The sequence below is a fragment of the Hyphomicrobium sulfonivorans genome (assembly GCF_013306565.1).
GTDB classification, from domain to species: Bacteria; Pseudomonadota; Alphaproteobacteria; order Rhizobiales; family Hyphomicrobiaceae; genus Hyphomicrobium_A; species Hyphomicrobium_A sulfonivorans.
This window is the reverse complement of the sequence record NZ_PZPO01000001.1, coordinates 1,014,095-1,035,154: the sequence shown is the minus strand read 5'-3', so window position 1 is coordinate 1,035,154 and position 21,060 is coordinate 1,014,095. Positions and strand designations below refer to the sequence as shown.

Here is a 21,060-nt window from a genome sequence, read left to right as displayed (position 1 = left end):
GCGCTCTTCCCCCGGAGCGCGGGCTTTCTCTTTTCCGCTATTCATTCAGAAATTGCGTCAGGACTCTTCGATCGGGCTGAAACCGGCCGAACGCGCCTCTTCCTCGGAGCAGAACCAGCGCTCACCCCGGCTGCGCACTACGCGGAAACGCTCATAGCCGCGCGCCCAAGGCAGAACGTAGACCTTCCGGCCGCGCCTTACATTGCCCTTGATCGGGCACCCTTCCGGCGCAGCTTTCGTCGCTTCCTGCCATTTCTGATCGCGATACTCAGACGGCCGATCGGCAGTGCCCGCCCAAAGACCGGCCTTCGCCTCTTCCGCCTGCTGCTCGTGGCGTCCGTAAGTTGCAAAGAAGCCCTGACGGGCAAATACAGCGCCATCGCGAACCAACTGGCCCGCGACGTCCATATCGCCGAGGTAGCAGGTGCCGGGCGCCGCTTCGTCGGAGCTAGCCCTGAGCTGGCAGGTCACGCGCCCCTTGGCCAACAGGCCTGAGAGCACCTGGCGCGCGGTGCGGCCGCAAAGCCACGTCCGGCCGTTAGCGGTTTTGCAGACCTGCCCCGGCACCGGAGCTTCAATGCCCTCCAGACGAACGACTTTAGAGCCGACGCGAAGCATATCGCCGGTTATCGCGTCGGCTCTGCCTGTCACCTCGCCGCTCGATGCGCGCCGGATGGAAGCCGTGCGCAGCTTTCCGGTCGAGGCGGTCGTTATCTGGCTCTCGCCACCATCGCCGCGCCATGCCGCAACACCACCGCCAATAACCAGCAGAACCAAGCCCGCCATGGCTCCAGCCTGAACCGCTGGACGCGTGAAAAAGCTGCCGAGGGCCTCGCCGGATCTGGAGCCTGCCTTCTGCAACGGCGTTGCCAGCCAGCCCGGAACACCGGCGGCCAGTTCGGCCAGCGCCACCATCGCCAGCACGCCGATGCCGACACTCAGCGCAATCCAGGTGTCGCTTTCCATGCCGTTGGCAAAGGCACGGATTACGCCGCCCGCCAGCGCAACGCTGCCACCTATGAGCAGCGCGGTGCGCAGCCCCGGCATCCGCAACAGCGCACCGACAGGGGCCAGCATTGGCGCCAGCCAATCGGCAATCAATCCCGTAGCTGCGCGCGTAACAGCCCATGCATAGGCGATGGCGCCGAACAGCCAGGCGCCTGCTCGGCGCAAATATTCAATGGCAATTGGAGTGCCGGTCCGCACGCCGCCGCCGACACGGACAGCTCCGGCACTGATCGAACGCGCTCCGCGTCGCGATAGACGGTAGCCTCGCTGCCCCAGAGCCCTTGCGCCGCTTCCAAGCGCGGCCAAGCCTGCGGAACCCAGCGAGACACCCTGCCGTCCGGCACTGCTTGCAGCCCGGCCCAGCACCTTGGCGCCTTCTGCGCCCGCTACCGCACCCTTTTGCCCCGCATGGGCAGCGCCGCGCCCCAGCGCCTTTGCGCCTGCCAGCCCGACGTCGGCGCCCTGCGCCCCGATGTGGACAGCGCCTTTGCCGACCGCCTTGATGCCATCGGCTCCCGCCGCAACGCCCTTATGGCCCGCAGCTTTGATGTTATCGACGGCCGCCTTGCCCGCATCCGCGATGCGATCGCGCCGCTGCTTGCGGCGGACAAGAATGGTTGTGCGCACATATTGGCGCCATTCAAAGCCGTCGTTTCGTCTACGCCAGCGGAACATGCGCTCTCCGAAGGTGTCAGTCGCGATCAGTCGAAGTGCGCAAAGCGCGCTAAGCGAATCGCCAGATGTCCTTGAGACAGCACGGTATCATGGCGGCGCGTGGACCCTGAAGCCCCGCGCCGCCGATTACCCGTCAAAACCCAGTGCTGGCGAACTCAGTGATAGCCCTCGCCCTCGCGCACCTTGCCGCGGAACATCCAGTAGACGAAGACCGTGTAGCCGAGGATGAGCGGCAGCATGATCAGCACGCCCACCAGCATGAAGATCTGCGATTCCGGCACGGCCGCGGTGTCCCAGAAGGTGAGAGAAGGGGGCACCAGATAGGGCGTGTTGGAAATCGCCAGCCCAACAAAGCCGAGCAGGAACAGCGAGATGGCTGACAGGAACGGCATAACCTCGCGGCCGTTGTTCAGGCCATACCAGCATCCGAACGCGGCCAGAGCAGTGAGAATTGGCACCGGCGACAGGTAGAGGATGTTGGGCCAGGTGAACCAGCGCTCGGAGATGCGGTCGAACGCAAGCGGCGTCCACAGGCTGACGATGACCATGATCGCAAGCACGGCCAGCAGCAGATACTTTGACCAGCGCCGCGCATTCACCGCCAGCTCGCCTTCGGTTTTCATGATCAGCCAGGTGGTGCCAAGCAGCGCATAACCGATCACCAGGGCGACGCCGGTGAAAAGCGGGAACGGCGCGAACCAGTCGAACGTGCCGCCCGCGAAGGCGTTATTCTCGACGTGGATGCCCTGCAGGTAGCCGCCCAGGACGACGCCCTGCATGAACGCCGCTGTGATCGATCCATAGGCGAATGCCTGATCCCAGAAGTGATGGTTGGGCTTGGCGGTCCAGCGGAACTCAAACGCGACACCGCGGAAAATGAGCCCCAGCAGCATGATGATGATCGGCAGATATAACGCTGGCATGATCACCGCATAGGCCAGCGGAAAGGCAACGAACAAGCCGCCGCCGCCCAGCACCAGCCAAGTCTCGTTGCCATCCCAGAACGGCGCGACCGAGTTCATCATCACATCCCGGCGCTCTTCCTCCGGGGTGAATGGGAACAGGATGCCGAGGCCAAGGTCGAACCCGTCGAGGATGACGTAAAGCACAACCGCAACGCCGATGATGGCGGCCCAAAGCACGGGAAGCCAATAGTGGATCGCGTCCATGGCTCAGGCCCCCTTCTCGATGGCGTCATGCGCGGCGGGTTCAGCAGCTTGCAGCGGCCGTGAAGGCACGCCTTCCGGAGTCTCTGTGGCTGCCCCCTTGGGCCCGTAATTGATGAGGCGATTGATGTAGTAAATGCCCATCGCGAACACGATGCTGTAGACGATGACGAACAGGATCAGCGTCGTCAGCACCGCCCCGAACGCGACCGGCGACACGGCATCCTTGGTGCGCAGTATGCCCTGCGCGATCCAAGGCTGACGCCCCACCTCCGTGGTGTACCAACCGGCCAGCGTGGCGATGAAGCCCAGCGGCCAGGCGTATTGCGCATACTTGAGATACCAGTGCGCGTCATAAAGCGTGCGGCGGAACCACAACCACGACCCGATAAGCCCCAGCGCCACCATCAGCATGCCCATGCCCACCATCACGCGGAACGACAGGAACACCGGCAGCACCGGCGGGCGGTCCTCGCGCGGGAAATCCTTCAGCCCCGGGAACAACCCATCCATGCTGTGCTTCAGGATGAGGCTGGCGCCACCTGGAATGGAGATCTCATAATCGTTGCGCTCTTCTTTCTCGTTTGGCCACGCGAAAAGAACGAGACCGCCGGGCTTGGAACCGTCCCAGTGCGCTTCGATAGCGGCCACCTTTACCGGCTGATGTTCCAGCGTGTTGAGGCCGTGCTGATCGCCGATGAACACCTGCAGCGGCGCCAGAATGGCAACCATGCCCAGTCCCATGTGCAGCATCGTCTTGGCTTCTTCAGTGAAGCGGCCCTGCACCAGATAACGGGCGCCAACAGCCAGCACCACCAGCGACGTGGTGAGATAGGCAGCCGTAAACATATGCGCGAAGCGATAAGGGAAACTGGGATTGAAGATGATCGCGATCCAGTCAACCGGGTAGGCGATGCCGTCGCGGATCTCATGGCCCGTGGGCGTCTGCATCCAGCTGTTGGCGGACAGAATCCAGAACGCCGAAAGCGATGTACCCACCGCCACCAGAATTGCCGACAGCACATGGATGTTGGGCGGAACCCTGTTCCAGCCGAACAGCATGATGCCGAGGAAGGTGGCTTCCAGGAAGAACGCCGTCAGCACCTCATAGCCCAGCAACGGCCCCAGCACGTTGCCAACGACCACGGAGAAATTGCTCCAGTTGGTGCCGAACTGGTAGGACAGCACGATACCGGAGACGACGCCCATCGCGAACGAGACGGCGAAAATCTTGGTCCAGAAGCGCGCCAGCGATCGAAAGTGTTCCCGCCCCGTCAGTCGCCATCGCACGAGCAGCGTTGCGATGAACGCCGCAAGTCCGATCGTGAAGCTCGGGAATATGATGTGGAACGTTATCGTGAAGGCGAACTGGATACGGGCCAGCAAAACGGCATCTAAATCCATGGCACCCGCTTCGCTCTAAAATGACAGATGGCTTATTGTGGCGCGCTTCGGCTGTCGCGTCGAGAGAGAGCCATAGGCGGCATCTACGCGCACGGATAGTTGTACACAGTAGCTATGACAGCTCTGCAATGCTGCAATCGACGCAAGAGTTTGGAAAAATGCAGTTATTCCTGCGCGATCGCGGCGAGTGGCATTTGCCAGAAGAGCAACCGGCCATCAGCACCCGTCGAGGCGAGCTGCTGGCCATCGGGCGAGAACACAACTTTTGTCGCGCCGCCAACATGCCCCGGCAGCGCGCGCAATATACGCCCGCGCTTCAAATCCCACAGCCGCACAGTGCCATCTTCGCCGGCGGAAACCAGCTCGTCACCCGATAGAGAGAACGCTACGTCGCTCACCCGACCGCGATGTCCGTTGAGCACGCGCATCCGCCGCTGCGACAGCGTGGACAACACCTGTATGCGGCCATCCAGGCTTCCCGCCCCGATAAGCTTGCCGCTACGCGAGAAAGCCGCCGCAGTGACAAAATCCCTCGCCCCACGATACGCACGCTTCAAGCTGAGCGTGTCGAGATTCCAAAGCCGAACAACACGGTCGGCGCCGCCGGACACCAGCAGCAATTGCTGCGGCGAGAACGCAAGCGCCTGCACGGCGTTCTCATGGCCGTCCAGAACAGCAAGCGGTGCTGATGGCTGGCGCGCATCCCACAATGCCACTCCGCCATCGTGACTGGCGACCGCAAAGCGATCGGCATCGCCGGCGAACTTCACCGCCCAGACGTTTGCCTCATTGCGCTGCACCGTCACCAGCTTGGCGGCGGTATCGATGTCCCACATCACCACCTTGCCGTTGGCATGTGCAGTGAGCGCGCGCGCGCCGTTGAGCGCCAGCGATGTGGCGGCTCCGTCATCGAGTTCGATGGTGCGGACAAGCGTACGATGCGATGCATCCCACAGCTTCATCGTGCCATCGGCACCCGCAGTTAGAATGCGTCGCCCGTCCGCCGTGAACACGGCGCCAGTAATCGCGCCATTGTGGGCAGCGACTTCGGCAATTGGCGTGACGATTGCAGCCTTGGCGGGCTGCGTATGCGACTGAACTTCCAGCGCCGGAGGGGCCGTGGTGCTGCCCGTGGTTATGCCAGTCGTTACCGCCGAGCCGCGATTTTCAAACTGCGGCAGACGATCCTGCATCGCCACTGCAGCACTGGCGACACCAACGCCGACAAGCAGCTTGAACAGCATCGGCACCAGACTTGGGCGACTGCCCTTGATGCGGCGTGGCTTGGGACGCGAAGGCGTCTTCACAACTACCAGCGCATGATCCTTCGGAATCGGCGCTTTCTGCTGTGACTTCTTTTTCAGTCCCACGCCGGACTGAGCCGCTGGCGGCTGCGCAACCGCTGCAGGTGCGGGTGCGGGCTTGGGCTTGGACTCAGCCACCGACAGCGGCGCTGCCGGCTTGGGTTTCGGCTGCGGCTTTGGAGCTACCTTGATCGCCGCGCCGGCCATCGCCTTATCGTCGGGCTGCTTCTTGCGCAGGCCCTCAAGAAAATCGAGCAGTCCGCCCTTCGGCTTCGAAGCCTCATCGGCAACCGGCGCGGCGGCGACTGCAACTGGCGCGCGTTCCGGCTGCGGCAGCGGCACCGTCGCGGCCAGCACCGTCTTTCCTTCAGCAACATCTGCGGCGGGCAATGGCTTGACCTGCGCTTCTTTCGCCACCGGTTTGCGCACCGGGGCGTTCTGCGCCTTCAATTTTGGCGCCAGCGCTTTCGGAGCAGCAACCTCGGCGGCCGCATGCGCGCGGGCTGGCTGTGCGGGTTGCGCGGCTTGATCCGCTGGTGCCGCCGCATCAGCAGCAATGGCTTCATCCTGCTTGCGGTTCTTGCCCCGGCCGCCGGTGCGACCCAGCCAGCTTGTGCGCGTCGGATCCGGCACAAATAGATCATGACGCCAGGCAGCGATGGATTGCGGACGCTTCTCGACAGCCAGCGTCAACGCCTTGTCGATCGCCTTCAGGAATCCCGCACGGTAGGAACTGAGCGCACCTTCCCGCGCCGGGACCAGATCGTCCTTCACCATCCGCGATGGCGCATCGGGCGGACGCTTGCCGGTGATGGCGTGATAGAGCGTGCCGGCGAGCGCGTAGATATCCGTCCACGGCCCTTGCTTGTGGCTCGTCTCAGCATACTGCTCGTAGGGGCTGTAGCCCGGCTTCACCAGCGCCGACACCGTCTTGGTATGCGAAGCAATCTCACCGCGCGCCGAGCCAAAATCTATCAGCACCGGATCGCCCGCCGTGCGGATGATGATGTTGTCCGGCGCGATGTCCCGATGCAGAAAATCCGATTTGTGGATCAGCTCGAGCGCATCCAGCAGCGGACCTAATATCGCATCCAGCTCTTTCTGACGCGGCGCTCGCCCAAGGCTCTGCAGCCACCCCTTGAGACTTTTGCCCTCCTCGAAGTGGAGGACCATGTAGCCGGTATTGTTCGCGCGGAAGTAGCGATACACGCGCACGATATTCGTGTGGTCGAATTTGGCGAGCGTCTGCGCTTCCTCAATGAAGCGGTCGAGGCCCCACTTGTAGTCGCCCGAGCAATCGCGCGAGCGCGGCACAGCTTCAATGTTGCCATCTCGCGCCGCGATATCGCTGGGAAAATATTCTTTGATTGTCACCAGACGCGCGAGCGCAATCTCGGTTGCAAGATAGGTTATACCAAACCCACCCGCACCCAGCACCCGCTCGATCCGGTAATCGCCGACCAGCACCGTTCCGCTAGGCAGCGCGATAAGATTCGTCATAGCTCCCCGTGGCGTCGACGCATCGCCTCAAATGCTACGCGCTGTGTCGCTCGTCAAATTGACGTACCGCCTTCGACACACTTATGTCCGGCAAATGTGGCGCAGACTTGAGCATGTATATTCATCGGAACATTTCTTGCGCGTCGGGGTTGTTGCCATCATCTCGCCCTCATGCGGCATGACGGTGCACTTTGATTTGTTTTGAGGTGAAGGCCCTGACGCGTTTGAGTTCGGCGAAAATTTCACTCGCGCGATACTCGCTGTAGTTGTTGCTTACTGCCGTCGCCATCTCTGCAACAACGCCTCGTCGGTCATCACTCGACCCACAGGTCGACAAACGAAAGCCGGAAACAAGCGTGCTCCGCGATCTTCTTTATGCAAGCACAGCCGCAGCCACGGGCGTCGTTGCGAACGTCTGGAGCGACTTCATGAATTGGCTTGCCGACAGCTATGCCAGCGCACCGGCACTCATGCTGGTGATGGTCGCCATCGTCGTGTTGCCCTCACTTGCACTCGCCGGAATAGTTTTACGCCGTCAGCATAGATCGCCGGATGCAACGATCGTTATCTCGCGTCCGTCGCGACGCGGCGATGCCAAGCCGCGCGCCGTAACCGTACGCACCGGGCTCGCAAGCTGGCCAACGCAGGCATGGCTTGAACACGGCGATAAGCACTACGCCATCGACCGCACCCTCGTGCGCATCGGGCGCGAAGCCGACAACGACATCTGCCTGCAGGAAAAAACCGTGCATCGCTATCACGCAGCAGCGCGGCGCACGTCCGACGGATCGGTGCTGATCACCGATCTTTCCGGCCAGGAAGGTAACGGCATTTTCGTCAACGGCGCGCGCGTATCTGAAGCCCGGTTGAAACCGGGCGACGCGATCGCTGTCGGGGAAGCAAAACTGAAATTTGCGGCGAAGCCGGCCTGATCGGTTGTCAGCGACCACGAAACGCGTTGAACGAAGCCTCAGACGCAACGGAGAACGACGATGTCACAGCAGGGAGTTAAGCCGGCACGGTTTCTCGGATCGCTGAAAGATGCTCTTGCTGCCGCGAGCCGTGACGACACCCAACGCGACACAAGCTCTGCCGAAGCTGCTCCGGTCACGGTGAAAGCCGATGCGGCGGTGCTGCGGCAGGTACAGGCTCAAATCCCGGCTCCGGTCTCAGGATCGGGCACGCCAGCAATTGCGGCAGCGGCTTCTCCTTCGCCTTCCGGCAGCAAAGACGAAACACTGGCCGCGCAAAATCCGGCTTCTACACCTGCTGTTGCGGCGCCTGCCGGCAGTGGCCCGAGCGCAGCCGAGGCCGCGCGCGCGGTGAAAGCCCAGACGTCGCTGAAGGCTGACCGCCACGTGGAATTCGCCACCCCGCCCACCACGCGCGTTGTGCGCGGCGGTCCCCCAAAAGTTGATGCAGCCGAAACCACGCAACCGCCCCGCACCCAGCTTGTACGCGGCAAGGCACAGGTGCAGCGCGGCGAGTTCGAGCAGGATCCCGTCGTTGGCTGGCTGGTCGTTGTCGGCGGCGCCGGCATGGGCGCGTTCCGGCCGATCTTCGAGGGCAACAACACCATGGGCCGCGCTCGCAGCCAGCGCATACCGCTCGATTTCGGCGACGATGCAATTTCGTCGGAAGAGCAGGCCTATATCCGTTATGATTCCACGACACGATCGTTTCTGTTCGTGCCGAACCTAGCCAAGACCAATATCGTCTCGATCAATGACCAACGCCCGACCGGCGCAGTAGAGCTTAACCAGATGGACGTCATCACGATCGGGCGCACGCAGCTCGTTTTCGTGCCGTTCTGTGGCGCTGAGTTTGACTGGGCCGATCTCAATGATACCAAGGACTGATGCAGGCCTACGATCATGCCGCTCGCGCAACCAAGGGTGCGCGCGACTATCAGGAAGACTCCAGCGCCTTCTGGCCCGCCGATAAACGCGGCGCCGGAAGCGCAGAGTTGCCGCTGACCGCCAGCGCTACGCGTCTCATCGCGGTGCTGGCGGATGGCATGGGCGGACACACGGCTGGCGCGCTGGCCAGCCGCATGGCGTGCAAGAATTTCATCGCCGCCTATACCGACCTCAACGGATCGCGCTCCGATCGGCTGATAAAGTCGCTGCAATCGGCCAACGATTCCATTGCCGCTGAGGTGGATGCCAACCCGGTACTTTCGGGCATGGGCACCACTCTGGTGGCGGCGGTTTTCACCCATGAGGGCGTTGAGTGGGTCAGCGTCGGCGACAGCCCGCTGCTGCTTTATCGCCGTGGCGAGATCGCGCTGCTGAATGAAGATCATTCGCTCGCCCCGGAACTGGACCGCATGGCCGCCGAAGGCCAGATGACGCCGGAGCAGGCAAAAAGCGACCCGCGCAGGCACATGTTGCGCTCCGCCGTAACGGGCGACGAACTCGACCTCGTCGATGTATCGCGCAAACCCCTGCTGCTGGAAGAGGGCGACTACGTCATCCTGGCATCGGATGGGCTGCACACGCTTGAGGTGCCAGAGATCGAACGCATCGTCGCCGCCTATGCCAATGACGGGGCCGAGGCCGTGGCCAATGCGCTGATCCGCGCCGTGGAAGCCATTCGCGATCCGCATCAGGACAACACAACCGTGATGGCGGTGCGGCCGCTGGTGGCAGCGGTTTAGCGCGACGCCCCGCGCGAAAGTTGTGGACGACAGACGCTTCAACTGAACGCGTGTGCCGATATGTCTAGCCAGAGTATTTCATTGGTGTCACCTCGCAGATGTTGCTTGAGGAGATTCCAATGCGAGGCAACGTTCTTTTAGTGCTTACCGTGGTCATCGCGGGTTGCGCAGGCCGTGCACCTGAACTCGTGCAGGTCGTTCAGGTTAGTGATCAGCAACTGAACTGAGAACAGATCGTTGCTGAGATCAAATCCAATAATCAGCGCATGACCGATCTGGCTACCGAAGAGGGCTGGAAGGTAACACAGAATGTCGCCGCTGGTGTTGCCGGGCTCGTAATTCCCGTCCTTTGGTTCGGCATGGATTTTCAGGATGCCGCCGGCAAAGAAGGCAAGGCTCTCTCGCAACGGAATGAATACCTCGCCGGCGTGGCGAAAGACCGATGCGGTCCGCCAACCACAACCGCCAGCATCCGGTAATTTGTTCTCATATTGTTCTTGACGCCCGGCATCCCCACGCTAAGGTTGCATCGGCTTGACACTTCGTCGGCGGCGCTGACCGCCCCCGCGAAGTTGGGTCGGCACCGGGGGCAGCATGTACGGGCATATTTCCACGCTGGCATTCGTTGGTATCGAGGCGCGCGCCGTGGAAGTGCAGGTGCGCATCACGCCCGGTCGTGCCGCGCTGGTCATCGTCGGCCTGCCAGACAAGGCGGTAGCTGAAAGTTCCGAGCGCGTACGCAACGCGCTGCATGCCGTAGGGCTTGGCCTGCCTTTCAAGCACGTCACGGTGAACCTCGCGCCCGCCGATCTGCCTAAGGAAGGCAGCCAGTTCGATCTGCCGATCCTGCTGGCGATGATGGTGGCCATGGGCGCCTTATCACCCGAGGCCATCGCCGGCTTCACTGCCATCGGGGAACTGGCGCTTGATGGCTCCATCCGGGCGGTACCCGGCGCTCTGCCTGCCGCGATCGGCGCCAATGCAATGCGCAAGGGCCTCATCTGTCCCGCAGAATGCGGCCCGGAAGCCGCCTGGGCCGGAGAAGATATCGACATCATCGCCGCCCCTCATCTTCTCTCGCTGGTCAATCATTTCAAAGGCCAACAGGTGCTGGCACGCCCGAAGCCAGCACTAAGCTCGCCCACGACGTTACAGCCCGATCTGGCCGATGTGCGGGGGCAGGAAAGCGCCAAGCGGGCGCTGGAGGTCGCCGCAGCAGGCGGCCACAACCTGCTAATGTGAAATACATTGGACCCCAGGGAGCCGGTGAAAAGTCGCCGCCGACGCTTCTAGGGGGAAGCCATGACGGTTCAACGCATTGCCACCACGGCATCAGCCGCCGCGCTCATCGCCGCTTCGGCTGGCTTCGGTGCGTTCTACGCATGGACCACGGGCAATCATCACGGCCCGGTCATTGGCGCGTTGTCAGTCTGCATGGCGATCGGGCTCGAAGCGGCGAAGCCTTTCGCGATTGAAGGCGTGTTCACCGCTCTGCGCTCATGGTCTCCGATCCGTGCTGCGGCCCTTGCGGTTCTCGGCGTCGTCGCCGTCACCTACAGCCTGACCGCCGAGCTATCGCTGATGGCGGCGTCCCGTGCCGATGCCTCCGCAACACGCTCACAAGCTGCCATCGCCGCCGACGCCGCCAAGGCTCGCTATGACGCTGCCCGTCACGAACTTGCTACGTTGCCCGTAACGCGCCCTATAGCGGCCCTTGAAGCGGAGATCGCGCGGCTCAAGACGACGCCGAGACTTGCGCCATGTGACGACACTGGCTCCAAGGCGTTCGGCAAGGTCTCGCGGAAGGTTTGCGGAGAGATTGCAGCGCTCACCGCCGAAGCCGCGACGACGGCCCGCCGCACGGAATTGCAGACGGCCCTTGCAGCCGCCGAAAGCGACCTTGCATCAGCACCGCTAGCGACCGACGCCGATCCCGCCGCTGCTGCATTGGTGACGTACCTGGGTGCGCTTGGCGTTGACGCCGACGCCGCCGAGCTGTCCCGTTGGCTGGCACTGGTGCCGGTGCTGGCCCTTGAGATTGGCTCATCGTTCGCCGTCCTTCTCGCGGGCGGTACGCACCCCGTTCCAAGCCGTCCCAAAGGTGTCCCGGACAGCGTCTCTAGGACGGCCCTCAAGGGCGCTGCTGAGGCTATTGCGTCCGATCTTCCGCCGCTCGGTACTGTACCAGCCCCAGCCGAAGACGCCGCGCAAAGGGCCGTTTCCGAGGCATCATCGGCACAGCCGGACGGTGCCCCTGCCGGTGCACTGAAAGACACCCTGCTGGAACACTTGAAGGAACACGGCGGGGCGATCCGCACGGGCCAGCGAGGTCTTGCTAAGGCGCTCGGAACATCCACCAGCGAACTCAACCGGACGCTTCACGCCCTCGCTGCTGCCGGTGTCATTGCGCTGAGCACGGCACCCACGGGCACCGAGCTTCGTCTTGTCGCGTGATGCGGCTTCTGCCGCTTCGTCACCGCCGACGACAAAAACACTGAGGCGCAAACGGACGCCTTCACGTTTCATCCGGCCACACCGGCCACCAAACCAAGGGGACACGACCATGTTGACCAATCTCGACAACGCCACGACTGCCGCAGACTTTGCCAAGTGCTCCGCTCTTACATCGCCCATCACAGCACGGCAGTTCGTTGCGCTGTATGCTGCCGGTGCTATGGACTTCGCCCCCGATGAAGACGCGGCGTTCGCTGAGATCACTGCCCGCGCCCATGAGGAAGCTGCCCGGCTTGGCGTACCGCACTCTGCGGCTGGCCTCTATCCGGCCGCCGTATGGGCGCTTGAGGCCGCGCGGTACTGCTAAGCGGAGCACGGCGAACGGCCGAGCCTAACGACTACAAGAGGCCCGTATCGCTTAATTGCGGTGCGGGCTTCCGGCCCGCCGTACCAAGCACCCTTCGTGCGATAAATGTCACACCTTTGACGCATCCTGAGAACTACGTCGCGTTTGACGTTGCAACTTTCCTCCTCTGGCTGACTATTAGAGCCAGTGTTGCAGTGTGCGTTTATTTGGAGTTGCGTAATGTTGCGTATTCGCGTTTTAGGTGCCGCCGTTGCGGCCGTTCTCGTCTCGTCTCCCGCCGTGGCTCAAGGCTATAACTGGTCGGGCCTTTATGTCGGTGCCCATGGCGGCTATAGCTGGGCGGATACTGACTTCCCCGGCGCAAATCCCTACGTTGCACCACCTGCCACCTGCTCCAATGCATTCGGTCCCGGCCAGCACTGCGGTCCGCCGCGTCCTGATATGGAGGGCGGCCTCGTCGGCGGCCAGATCGGCTACAACGTCCAGCTCACCAGCATCGTGATCGGCGTAGAAGCTGACTATTCATTCGCTCACTTGGAGCAAGGGCTACGCGACGGTAACTACATCATGCAGTCGCATGAGATTACTGGCCTCGGCAGCATCCGTGGACGCCTTGGCTATTCCTTCGGCCGTATCCTTCCCTACGCAACCGCTGGCTGGGCATGGGGCCGCAGCGGCTTTAGTCAGTCGTGCCCCGATCCGGCAGCCGTGGCCGCTGGTCACTGTAACGCGGCCAACGGGTTTTCACCCTACAGCAACAAAGCCGATGAGACGGTGACGGGTTGGGTTTACGGTGGTGGCGTCGAGGCTGCGATTGACAACAACTGGTCGATCCGCGCCGAGTATCTGCGCTATGACTTCGACGCGCAGAGCTACGACCTTGGCGTGACGCCATCAGGCAAGGCGTTGAGCGCCCCGCGCATTCAACACGAAGTGGACACGGTTCGCATCGGCGTTAACTACCGCTTCGGCGGCGACCGTCACGCCGATCCGGTCTCGCTAAAGTAAGCCTCTTGGCATCGTCGCAGGAAGCAACAGGCCAGCCCTTTACAACGGGGCTGGCTTCATGCGTTCTAAACGATAGCGGGAGCCATTTTCATGAAGCATATTGTGGCGCTGACAGCCGCGCCGTCAGACCGTTTTCTTATTGAGCAAGTCATTTCAGGTGCCTACGGCGATAGCGTCACCGTCAATATCCGTGCAGCGACACCCGAAGGCTTCGACATATTCCTGTACAGCGATGCCATCGGTGTGCGGGCGAGCTTTGCCGGGCTTGAGTTTGACTTCGCTGATTGGAACGAGGCAGCCCCGTGGGTTCGCCGCGCACTGTCACGCGAATACGAACTGAGGATCACCTTTCAGGGCACGGCAGATCGACCGGGAAGGCCTATAGCGTGGCGGCTAGGGCCTTCTGACGGGCGTGAAGGGGGTTGCTTGCACGGCGCTCACTCTGCCCGGAAGATGCCGTGGCACCACCGCCGCGAGATCATCAAACGCAATGACCTGCTGTAGCGCCAGCCGTTACCGGCGTTGGCGGCAAACGAAAAGGGCGTCTTGAACGGACGCCCTTTCAGCATTTCAGCGGTGCCCTTCACGGGGCACGAGCAACGCGCTCTAAGGCTACGCGCCATCACCTTCCGCGAGCCTCCTAGAGAGCCGTGCGAGCGTTGACCGCGAACACCCGGTGGCGTCGATGATACTGCTCCAACTCTGGCCAGCCTGAAGCATCCCCTGAATGGCGGCGTTGCGCTTCGTATCCTCGGGGCGACCGGCATAGACGCCGTTGGCCTTGGCCTTCTCAATTCCTTGAGCCTGTCGGCGGCGGCGGTCTTCATAGTCCTTGCGGGCTATCGCGGCGAGCATGTCGAGAAGCATTCCGTTGATGGCTTCCGCCATGCGGGCCGTGAAGTCGTCGGCATGGGCTGCGGCGAGCTGCCAAGAGGTCGGAAGATCGAGCGCGACGACCTTCATCTGGCGTTGGCGTATCTCAGTGCGAAGACGCTCCCAGTCGGCGGCGTTAAGGCGGGATAGGCGGTCTACCTGCTCAATTAAAAGCACGTCGCCGGGACGGCTATCGGCCAAGAGCCTGAATAGCTCAGGACGTTGGAGTGATGCACCGCTTTCATTCTCCACGTAGGTGGCCGCAATCTTCAAGCCACGGTCGGCGGCGAAGGCTTCTAGGTCGGCACGGGCGCGGCTGGCGTCCTGCTCTTTCGTGGAGGCGCGAAGATAAGCGCGAACAAACATGAATGAGACCCCTCGGTTCGTTATGAGTGGTCTCATAATGATCGGTTCGTTATGGGTTGTCAAAGGCAATTATCGAACCACCTTTAAGCGCGGTTCGGTAAAGGTATACCCTAAAAGTCAGGCTATGCAGCACCGCCGCGCCGGACATTCACCGCGTCGTTGTCGTCGTCCGCATCAGCATGTTGGCAGCGGAAGGCATTCACAGCGTCAGCCGCATCGGCCCGCTGTTGACGGCATGTGGTGGCGGTGGACTTGCGTAGCATCTGGCGCGGCCCTGAAAGACGCGTCGAAGGGCTTGTAAGGGGCGATCACCGGGCCGCGTGAAGGCGTCTCGCGGATGCTGAGGCGAGCGGCATCGCCAGACATTGGCAACCGGAAACGGTAGGGGGCTGCGTTGTAATGGCATTCGGCAGCCCCCATATCCTCTTCATATTACGGAGGATAATCTATGGCGTTTCCAGTAGAGATGTGGATGATAGGCTTGTTTGTTTTTGTTTCTGCGGCTGTCGTTATCGGCGGACGTTTATGCGACGTTAAATTGACAGGCAGTTGGAAATGACTTGGCGCCTTTCCCGACGCGGCAGCGGCATTGCTTTGTCCCGATTTGCTTCTATGTCGGAAGCAATCTGCGCGGCGTCACAGATTAAGGACGGGTGCAATTACGAGGCTGTTGAAGACGCCACAATCGCCCGTGTCAGCACAGCCATGGAAGTCCCGGTCGTCGGCAACAATGAGAAGCTAGGTCCACTCCGCAAGGGCGTTGCTGCCGCTGCGACGTAATCTGGGAGGCCCTAGCGATGGGCCCCCGGCCCCTGCCGAACCTCGACGGCAACGACACGCCGCACCGACACCAAGCTGACAGAGCTGCGGAAGGATCGCGCTCAACGTCGTCATGGAATTTGCGGAGGTCGTTGCCGGAGGAATTGAGCGCCGGGACGGCGGCGCGGGGGGAAACTATTTCGGCGGGATAGTCTAAATACCACCTCAGATTTCCGCGCCAAAACATCCGGGGTCTCACCCCAGCCCCCTCACACGCCCTACGGTAAGCCCGCACAGAGCCCATTGAGTGCTTCCGGCTATATGGGTAGCCAGCTTCCTCAAGATGCCGCTGTACGGGCCTTGTTTCGGCACCTATCGGCAGCGTTTACACGCCAGCTAGGCCGGGAGTTGCAGCCCACGCCGTCGCCGTCTCCAATGCCGCCCTGCCAAGCTTGAGCTGCTGGACTGCGTGGGGAACGTAACGGGCCCTAGTGAGGTACTTCCGGCCGGTCCATCGGTCGGGGCCGTCTCGATATTGGATCGCCCAGCAACTTCCGTGGCTGCCGTCTACACCGCTGGCAATGAGGCGGTGGCGCTCGTCTAGTTGCAGCACAACGCCGGGGAAGTCGTCCGAAGATAACAGGGGTTTCCGTGCAAGGGTCCGCTCAGGTGCGGTGAAGGGTGTTGAGGTCGTCTCGGGTCTAGTCGGTAATTGTTCAGTCTGCATTGTCTCCGTTGTGCTGGGTTGAAGCGCATTGAAACGCGGGGCTATGCCAAAGACGAGGCCGCAATTGAAATACAGCGCTCCAAAGACGAGGGGCTAATAGGCGATGGGCGACGACCGGTGGCCTTCGGCATCGACCAATCCAGTGTCGATCACCTCGAAGTCTGCGGGTACTTCTAGGTTGTAGACAATCTGAGGTTCATGGATGAAGTCGGTGTCGTCGTAGGTCGTGAGGATGCGGGGAGTACGGGTGAGACGACGGTAGGACATGAAGCTCCATAGCTGTTTACTGAGGTGCATCACGACCACGCGATCACCTAAAACGAGCCTAGCTAGGAGGGGGCTTGACAGCCCATGTTATAATATCAATACACCTAAGATAAGTTAGGTTATCCTTAGGTGTACCCTAGGTGTTATCCTAGGATGGTAGTTAGGTTTCAGGTGGTGGTGTTATCACCTAAGTATCCACTTAGGAGCACCTAACATGGTCCTAGGATGGTAGTTAGGTTTAATCTTCGTCGTCTTATCACGTAGGTGAACACCTAAGGGATTGGTCTCCGAACCGATAGGTTCCGTTGAGGCCACCTGAGATGCTCCCTAAGAGTTCCCCGCCTCGCCTCCTCGCTCCGGTCTTCACCGCCACCCGTACAGCCTTTGGGTGGTTATGCGAGCCTAACCAGCCCAGCACCAGCATTCCCATGAACAGCCCTTCGGTCGCCCCGTTAGGATGCCGATCGGCGGTCAAAGAGCGGCCTTTGCATCCGATTTGGGGGCTGAGGGCTACCATAGTCGCCGGAAGATCATGGACGGCGCTGTACGGGCCATGTTTGGGCACCTATGACAAGCCCCGTGGCAACGGGACAATGCAACGGCATCACCCCCCCCAACTACTTATTGCCGCAAAAGCTTTACTAGGGGCGAAAGCAAAAGCGCCCACAAGATGCCCGTCACGAGCACCATAGCAGCCCCGACGATCACCCTACGCAGCCCTGCAAAGCGCTTAGGCTCACCTCCCGCTCGCCGGTTAGCTTCGCCCACTTGCTCCCAATGCCCCAAGTCAATCTCCTCCCCCGTCTTCCGGCCACGCAAACATCAGTTCGCTTTCGCCGCCGTGCTTCCAAAGGAAACGTAAGCGGCCGCTTGCACGGTCCACGACAACACCCTTCAGAACCTGCCGCAACAGCGCGTTTATTTCAGCCTTATCGCCCTCTGAGGCTATCGCGGCGCGAACGGCTTCTAACCGTCGCTCAACACTTGCGCCGGATGTGGCCGCGATCTTCGTCAACAGCGCGTCGTGCTCGTTTGTCAGCCGCTCTTGCTCGGTCTCCAAGAGGCTCAAGCGCTCCCTTAGCGAGGGGCTGCCGGAGCTGAGCGCAAGTGCGTCCACGACGTTCCAAATCTGCTCGCTCACGGCATCCCGAAGCGTCTCTAGGCGTTCGAGCGCAGCATCAAGTTGGTCGTCACCGCTTGGAGCGCCCAACACCACGAAGTCAACGCTGGCGGCGATGGCGTCTTCCACTGCATCGACGCTCACCGTCTGATATGAACACCCTCCCTTCGCCTTCGCCACGGTGCAAACGAGCTTCGGCTGTCCGTTTTTAGCGCCTTTGTAAACGCGTGTCATAGCGGCTCCGCAGAGGCCGCAGCGAGCTAAACCGGCGAGCATGTGTACCGGCCTCGCGCTCTTAGTAGATACATGCGAACGACCTTCAAGACGCATGGCGCGAACATCTTCGTATAAGTCGAGCGGAACAATCGGCGGAAAGTAGCCCGGCACGGGCTCGCCAGCGGTTCGGACGCGTCGTTTCTTGTCGTCATAGGTCTGCGTGTGCGGCACGAAAATGCCGATAACCGCTTCGTTTTCCAGAAGCTTCTTGACGTAAGTGCGATGCCAGTACGCGGCGCTTCCGAATGTGGGGACGCCCTCTTCATTGAAAATGTGGGCGATGCGGTGCTGCCCCATACCCTTGGCGGTCATTTCAAAGACCCGACGAACAATCTTCGCGCGGTCTTCGAGCACTTCCCAGCGCGGCGGATTTGTCGTTCGATCTAGTCGAAGCCATGCCGGACACCGTGCGGTTAGCGGCCGCTCTGCGGCGTTCTTCCTCTTGTTGCTCCACGCTTCGCGAACTCGTTTCCCCTTCGTCAGGCTCTCATCGTGTGCCCTCGAAGCCATCAGCAGAGCGACCATCAGGCTCGTGAAGTCTTGGTCAAGCGCTTTGAGATCGTAGCGGCGTCCGTCAGTGAGCGTCACGAGCGTGATGCCCGCCTCGCAAATCTCTTCAAGAAGTCTCAATGCCTTGCGCGGCGTTGCCCGGCTGAGGCGGTCAAGGTTCTCAACTAGCAGGAAGGAGCCCGGCTCGATCAGGCCGTCTTCGGCAGCTTCCCGGAAGGTGCGTAGCGCCCCGACTTCGGCATTCTTGCCTCGGTATGCCGAAATGCCGAAGTCTTCAAACGAGCGGTCATCCAACTCTAAGCCGTGGGCATCAGCATAGCGGGCGGCGAGTTCGGATTGACGGCGGCGGCTGTCACCATGCGCTTGCTCTGGCGTAGAGAAGCGAAGGTAGGAGTAAGCCTTCGGTTTCTTTGCCTTATCCACCCTCGCCCCCTCAGTTCTCCACGCGGCGGCAGCTTATCTGAACGAGGGTCTATTGCAAACATCATGCTGATGACCGGCCCGCCCGGGTCAGGCAAATCTATGCTGGCCGCGCGGCTGCCATCCATCCTGCCACCGCTGTCGCCGGAGGAGATGCTGGAAGTCTCCATGGTGCACAGCCTCGCCGGCGAGTTGATGGGCGGCAAGCTGGCAACGCAAAGGCCGTTCAGAGCTCCGCACCATTCCGCCAGCATGGCCGCGCTCGTCGGCGGTGGCTCGCGTCCAAGACCTGGCGAGGTCAGCCTCGCGCATCTGGGCGTGCTGTTTCTGGATGAACTGCCGGAGTTTCAGCCCGGAGTGCTGGACGCCCTGCGGCAACCGCTCGAAACGGGCGAAACGATCATCGCCCGCGCCAACCATCGCATCCACTACCCATCCCGCATTCAGCTTATCGCCGCGATGAACCCTTGCCGATGCGGGGGTGGAACCGGCAGCACCTGCAAACGCGGCGCGCGCTGTGCCGCCGAATATCAGGCCCGTATCTCTGGCCCCTTGCTTGACCGCATCGATTTGCAGATCGAAGTGCCCGCCGTCAGCGCGGCCGATCTGCTGTTGCCACCGCCATCGGAGGGCAGCGCCGAAGTTGGTGCCCGGGTCGCGCGCGCCCGCGCTCTGCAACAGGCTCGCTTTGACAGCATCGGCGCCAAAGGCCTGCGCACGAACGCCGATTGCACCGGCCGGCTGCTGGAAGATATTGCGCGCCCCGATGCCGAGGGGGCCGAACTTTTGCGCCGGGCAGCGGAAACCTTGCAGCTCACCGCGCGCGGGTTTCACCGCACCATGCGCGTTGCGCGCACGCTGGCCGATCTCGATGGCGCCGAGGCCGTCGCCCGCGTGCACATTGCCGAAGCGCTGAGCTATCGCGGCGAAACCTTGCGCCAGCAGCACGCCCACGCGGCTTGATTGGCGCCTGAGACACGGGGGAAACGAAACCTGAGGCCAAGCATGGGCCGCAACGGCGGCGCGTCTGCATACGCGTAGCCGCTGCGGATCGTGTGGCACGTTTGAGCTGGTCAGGCACCGTGCAGCTGGCGCTGGCATAGGCTCGCCGCGGATACTCCGATGACCGCGCCCGCAGTTGCGGCGCTCGGCAAGGTTTTACATGTGCGGATCGAGAGGAAACGCCACCTCCGGCATAACTCGAGCCCGCACACGAAAAAGCGGCGGACTTCGCAGCCCGCCGCTTCGGTATTACTTTATCGGCGATTACGGAGCGGGGCGGTATTCATGCCCCCACCCGATCACCTGAATGCTCTCAAGCGCGCATCAGACCGCGCTGCATCAGCGCTGCCTCGACCGTGTTCTTCAGCAGGCACGCGATGGTCATCGGACCAACGCCGCCCGGAACCGGCGTGATGGCGCCAGCAACCTGCGCAGCCGCCGCATATTCGACGTCGCCGACGATCTTGCCCTTGCCGTCTTCCTTCAGCACGCGGTTGATGCCGACGTCGATCACGATGGCGCCCGGCTTGATCCAGTCGCCCTTGACGAACTCCGGCTTGCCGATCGCGGCCACGACCAGATCGGCTGCGCGCACGACGTCCGGCAGATCCTTGGTGCGCGAGTGCGCGATGGTGACGGTGCAGTTTTCACGCAGCAGCAGCTGCGCCATCGGCTTGCCGACGATGTTCGAACGGCCAACGACGACAGCGTTGAGACCGGACAGATCGTCCTTGAAGCTGCGAGCAAGGATCACCGAACCGACCGGCGTGCAGGGCGCCAGCGCGCGCTCACCGATCGACAGGCGGCCAACGTTCATCGGATGGAAGCCGTCGACGTCCTTCAGCGGATCGATCAGTTCCAGAACCTTGTTGGAATCCATGTGCTTCGGCAGCGGCATCTGCACCAGAATGCCGTTGACGGCCGGGTCGGCGTTGAGCTTGCGAACCAGCTCCAGCACCTCTTCCTCGGGCGTATCCTCAGCCAGCTTGAACTCGAACGACTGCATGCCGCACTCGACGGTCTGCTGCGCCTTGTTGCGCACATAGACCTTGCTGGCCGGGTCTTCACCCACCAGAACCACCGCCAGGCCCGGCACGAAACCGTGCTGCTCCTTGAGGCGCGCCACGTCGGCGGCGACATCAGCGCGAACCTTGGCGGCAATAACCTTGCCGTCGATAACGAATGCAGCCATGAA

Annotated in this window: 16 protein-coding genes and 2 pseudogenes; 9 read left to right on the top strand and 9 right to left on the bottom strand. The window is 62.0% G+C overall.

The window, feature by feature from the left end:
* Window positions 1-57: 57 nt before the first annotated feature.
* The 4 genes from C6Y62_RS04800 to C6Y62_RS04785 all read right to left on the bottom strand — a co-directional run bounded on the left by C6Y62_RS04800 (window position 58) and on the right by C6Y62_RS04785 (window position 7,057).
* Window positions 58-1,683 carry a thermonuclease family protein gene (locus tag C6Y62_RS04800; RefSeq protein ID WP_173952966.1) on the bottom strand — a complete coding sequence of 542 codons (1,626 nt, stop codon included), beginning with the start codon at window positions 1,681-1,683 and terminating at the stop codon, window positions 58-60.
* 155 nt (window positions 1,684-1,838) lie between these two features.
* A complete protein-coding gene (cydB, locus tag C6Y62_RS04795) occupies window positions 1,839-2,852 on the bottom strand; it encodes a cytochrome d ubiquinol oxidase subunit II (RefSeq protein WP_173952965.1) in 1,014 nt (337 codons plus the stop codon).
* Between the two features lie 3 nt (window positions 2,853-2,855).
* A complete protein-coding gene (locus C6Y62_RS04790) occupies window positions 2,856-4,253 on the bottom strand; it encodes a cytochrome ubiquinol oxidase subunit I (RefSeq protein WP_173952964.1) in 1,398 nt (465 codons plus the stop codon).
* A 164-nt stretch (window positions 4,254-4,417) separates the two neighbouring features.
* Window positions 4,418-7,057, bottom strand: coding sequence for a serine/threonine-protein kinase (locus C6Y62_RS04785; protein WP_173952963.1), 2,640 nt, complete (start codon window positions 7,055-7,057; stop codon window positions 4,418-4,420).
* A 356-nt stretch (window positions 7,058-7,413) separates the two neighbouring features.
* Between C6Y62_RS04785 and C6Y62_RS04780 the strand changes: the two genes are divergently transcribed.
* Genes C6Y62_RS04780 through C6Y62_RS04770 form a run of 3 tightly spaced genes read left to right on the top strand, consistent with a single transcriptional unit; the run spans window position 7,414 to window position 9,716 of the window.
* Window positions 7,414-7,989 carry an FHA domain-containing protein gene (locus tag C6Y62_RS04780; RefSeq protein ID WP_173952962.1) on the top strand — a complete coding sequence of 192 codons (576 nt, stop codon included), beginning with the start codon at window positions 7,414-7,416 and terminating at the stop codon, window positions 7,987-7,989.
* 60 nt (window positions 7,990-8,049) lie between these two features.
* A complete protein-coding gene (locus C6Y62_RS04775; protein WP_173952961.1) occupies window positions 8,050-8,916 on the top strand; it encodes an FHA domain-containing protein in 867 nt (288 codons plus the stop codon).
* Window positions 8,916-9,716 carry a PP2C family protein-serine/threonine phosphatase gene (locus C6Y62_RS04770; RefSeq protein ID WP_173952960.1) on the top strand — a complete coding sequence of 267 codons (801 nt, stop codon included), beginning with the start codon at window positions 8,916-8,918 and terminating at the stop codon, window positions 9,714-9,716. Before C6Y62_RS04775 ends, C6Y62_RS04770 begins: the two co-directional genes overlap by 1 nt.
* Window positions 9,717-9,853: 137 nt before the next feature.
* Here the strand turns inward: C6Y62_RS04770 and C6Y62_RS04765 are convergent, their stop codons facing one another.
* Entirely contained in the window at window positions 9,854-10,123 is a 270-nt protein-coding gene (locus C6Y62_RS04765; protein ID WP_173952959.1) for a hypothetical protein, read from the bottom strand.
* Window positions 10,124-10,310: 187 nt separating this feature from the next.
* Between C6Y62_RS04765 and C6Y62_RS04760 the strand changes: the two are divergent.
* From C6Y62_RS04760 to C6Y62_RS04740, 5 genes and pseudogenes are all read left to right on the top strand, one after another.
* Window positions 10,311-10,955, top strand: a pseudogene (locus tag C6Y62_RS04760) (magnesium chelatase domain-containing protein); the annotation flags it as partial.
* A 63-nt stretch (window positions 10,956-11,018) separates the two neighbouring features.
* Entirely contained in the window at window positions 11,019-12,170 is a 1,152-nt protein-coding gene (locus C6Y62_RS04755) for a hypothetical protein (protein ID WP_173952957.1), read from the top strand.
* Between the two features lie 109 nt (window positions 12,171-12,279).
* The gene (locus tag C6Y62_RS04750; RefSeq protein ID WP_173952956.1) at window positions 12,280-12,537 is read left to right on the top strand and encodes a hypothetical protein; all 258 of its coding nucleotides are present in this window, start codon (window positions 12,280-12,282) and stop codon (window positions 12,535-12,537) included.
* A gap of 219 nt (window positions 12,538-12,756) precedes the next feature.
* Window positions 12,757-13,545 (top strand): outer membrane protein, encoded by a 789-nt coding sequence (locus C6Y62_RS04745; protein WP_173952955.1) that lies wholly within the window; start codon window positions 12,757-12,759, stop codon window positions 13,543-13,545.
* A 90-nt stretch (window positions 13,546-13,635) separates the two neighbouring features.
* The gene (locus C6Y62_RS04740) at window positions 13,636-14,049 is read left to right on the top strand and encodes a hypothetical protein (RefSeq protein ID WP_173952954.1); all 414 of its coding nucleotides are present in this window, start codon (window positions 13,636-13,638) and stop codon (window positions 14,047-14,049) included.
* Window positions 14,050-14,157: 108 nt separating this feature from the next.
* Here the strand turns inward: C6Y62_RS04740 and C6Y62_RS04735 are convergent, their stop codons facing one another.
* The 3 genes from C6Y62_RS04735 to C6Y62_RS16705 all read right to left on the bottom strand — a co-directional run bounded on the left by C6Y62_RS04735 (window position 14,158) and on the right by C6Y62_RS16705 (window position 18,866).
* Window positions 14,158-14,784, bottom strand: coding sequence for a recombinase family protein (locus C6Y62_RS04735; RefSeq protein WP_173952953.1), 627 nt, complete (start codon window positions 14,782-14,784; stop codon window positions 14,158-14,160).
* 1,579 nt (window positions 14,785-16,363) lie between these two features.
* Window positions 16,364-16,537, bottom strand: coding sequence for a hypothetical protein (locus tag C6Y62_RS04730; RefSeq protein ID WP_173952952.1), 174 nt, complete (start codon window positions 16,535-16,537; stop codon window positions 16,364-16,366).
* A 787-nt stretch (window positions 16,538-17,324) separates the two neighbouring features.
* The gene (locus C6Y62_RS16705; RefSeq protein ID WP_173952951.1) at window positions 17,325-18,866 is read right to left on the bottom strand and encodes a recombinase family protein; all 1,542 of its coding nucleotides are present in this window, start codon (window positions 18,864-18,866) and stop codon (window positions 17,325-17,327) included.
* A gap of 63 nt (window positions 18,867-18,929) precedes the next feature.
* On the opposite strand from C6Y62_RS16705, the pseudogene C6Y62_RS04720 reads away from it, so the two are divergent.
* Window positions 18,930-19,826 (top strand): annotated as a pseudogene (locus C6Y62_RS04720) (YifB family Mg chelatase-like AAA ATPase); the annotation flags it as partial.
* Between the two features lie 352 nt (window positions 19,827-20,178).
* Here the strand turns inward: C6Y62_RS04720 and folD are convergent.
* A complete protein-coding gene (gene folD, locus C6Y62_RS04715) occupies window positions 20,179-21,057 on the bottom strand; it encodes a bifunctional methylenetetrahydrofolate dehydrogenase/methenyltetrahydrofolate cyclohydrolase FolD (protein ID WP_173952949.1) in 879 nt (292 codons plus the stop codon).
* Between the last annotated feature and the right edge of the window lie 3 nt (window positions 21,058-21,060).

Excerpts from the sequence above, each read along its gene's own strand:
- C6Y62_RS04800 (WP_173952966.1), bottom strand. The coding sequence starts at position 1,683 with ATGTTCCGCTGGCGTAGACGAAACGACGGCTTTGAATGGCGCCAATAT.
- cydB (WP_173952965.1), bottom strand. The coding sequence starts at position 2,852 with ATGGACGCGATCCACTATTGGCTTCCCGTGCTTTGGGCCGCCATCATC.
- C6Y62_RS04790 (WP_173952964.1), bottom strand. The coding sequence starts at position 4,253 with ATGGATTTAGATGCCGTTTTGCTGGCCCGTATCCAGTTCGCCTTCACG.
- C6Y62_RS04785 (WP_173952963.1), bottom strand. The coding sequence starts at position 7,057 with ATGACGAATCTTATCGCGCTGCCTAGCGGAACGGTGCTGGTCGGCGAT.
- C6Y62_RS04775 (WP_173952961.1), top strand. The coding sequence starts at position 8,050 with ATGTCACAGCAGGGAGTTAAGCCGGCACGGTTTCTCGGATCGCTGAAA.
- C6Y62_RS04770 (WP_173952960.1), top strand. The coding sequence starts at position 8,916 with ATGCAGGCCTACGATCATGCCGCTCGCGCAACCAAGGGTGCGCGCGAC.
- C6Y62_RS04755 (WP_173952957.1), top strand. The coding sequence starts at position 11,019 with ATGACGGTTCAACGCATTGCCACCACGGCATCAGCCGCCGCGCTCATC.
- C6Y62_RS04750 (WP_173952956.1), top strand. The coding sequence starts at position 12,280 with ATGTTGACCAATCTCGACAACGCCACGACTGCCGCAGACTTTGCCAAG.
- C6Y62_RS04745 (WP_173952955.1), top strand. The coding sequence starts at position 12,757 with ATGTTGCGTATTCGCGTTTTAGGTGCCGCCGTTGCGGCCGTTCTCGTC.
- C6Y62_RS04740 (WP_173952954.1), top strand. The coding sequence starts at position 13,636 with ATGAAGCATATTGTGGCGCTGACAGCCGCGCCGTCAGACCGTTTTCTT.
- C6Y62_RS04735 (WP_173952953.1), bottom strand. The coding sequence starts at position 14,784 with ATGTTTGTTCGCGCTTATCTTCGCGCCTCCACGAAAGAGCAGGACGCC.
- C6Y62_RS04730 (WP_173952952.1), bottom strand. The coding sequence starts at position 16,537 with ATGTCCTACCGTCGTCTCACCCGTACTCCCCGCATCCTCACGACCTAC.
- folD (WP_173952949.1), bottom strand. The coding sequence starts at position 21,057 with ATGGCTGCATTCGTTATCGACGGCAAGGTTATTGCCGCCAAGGTTCGC.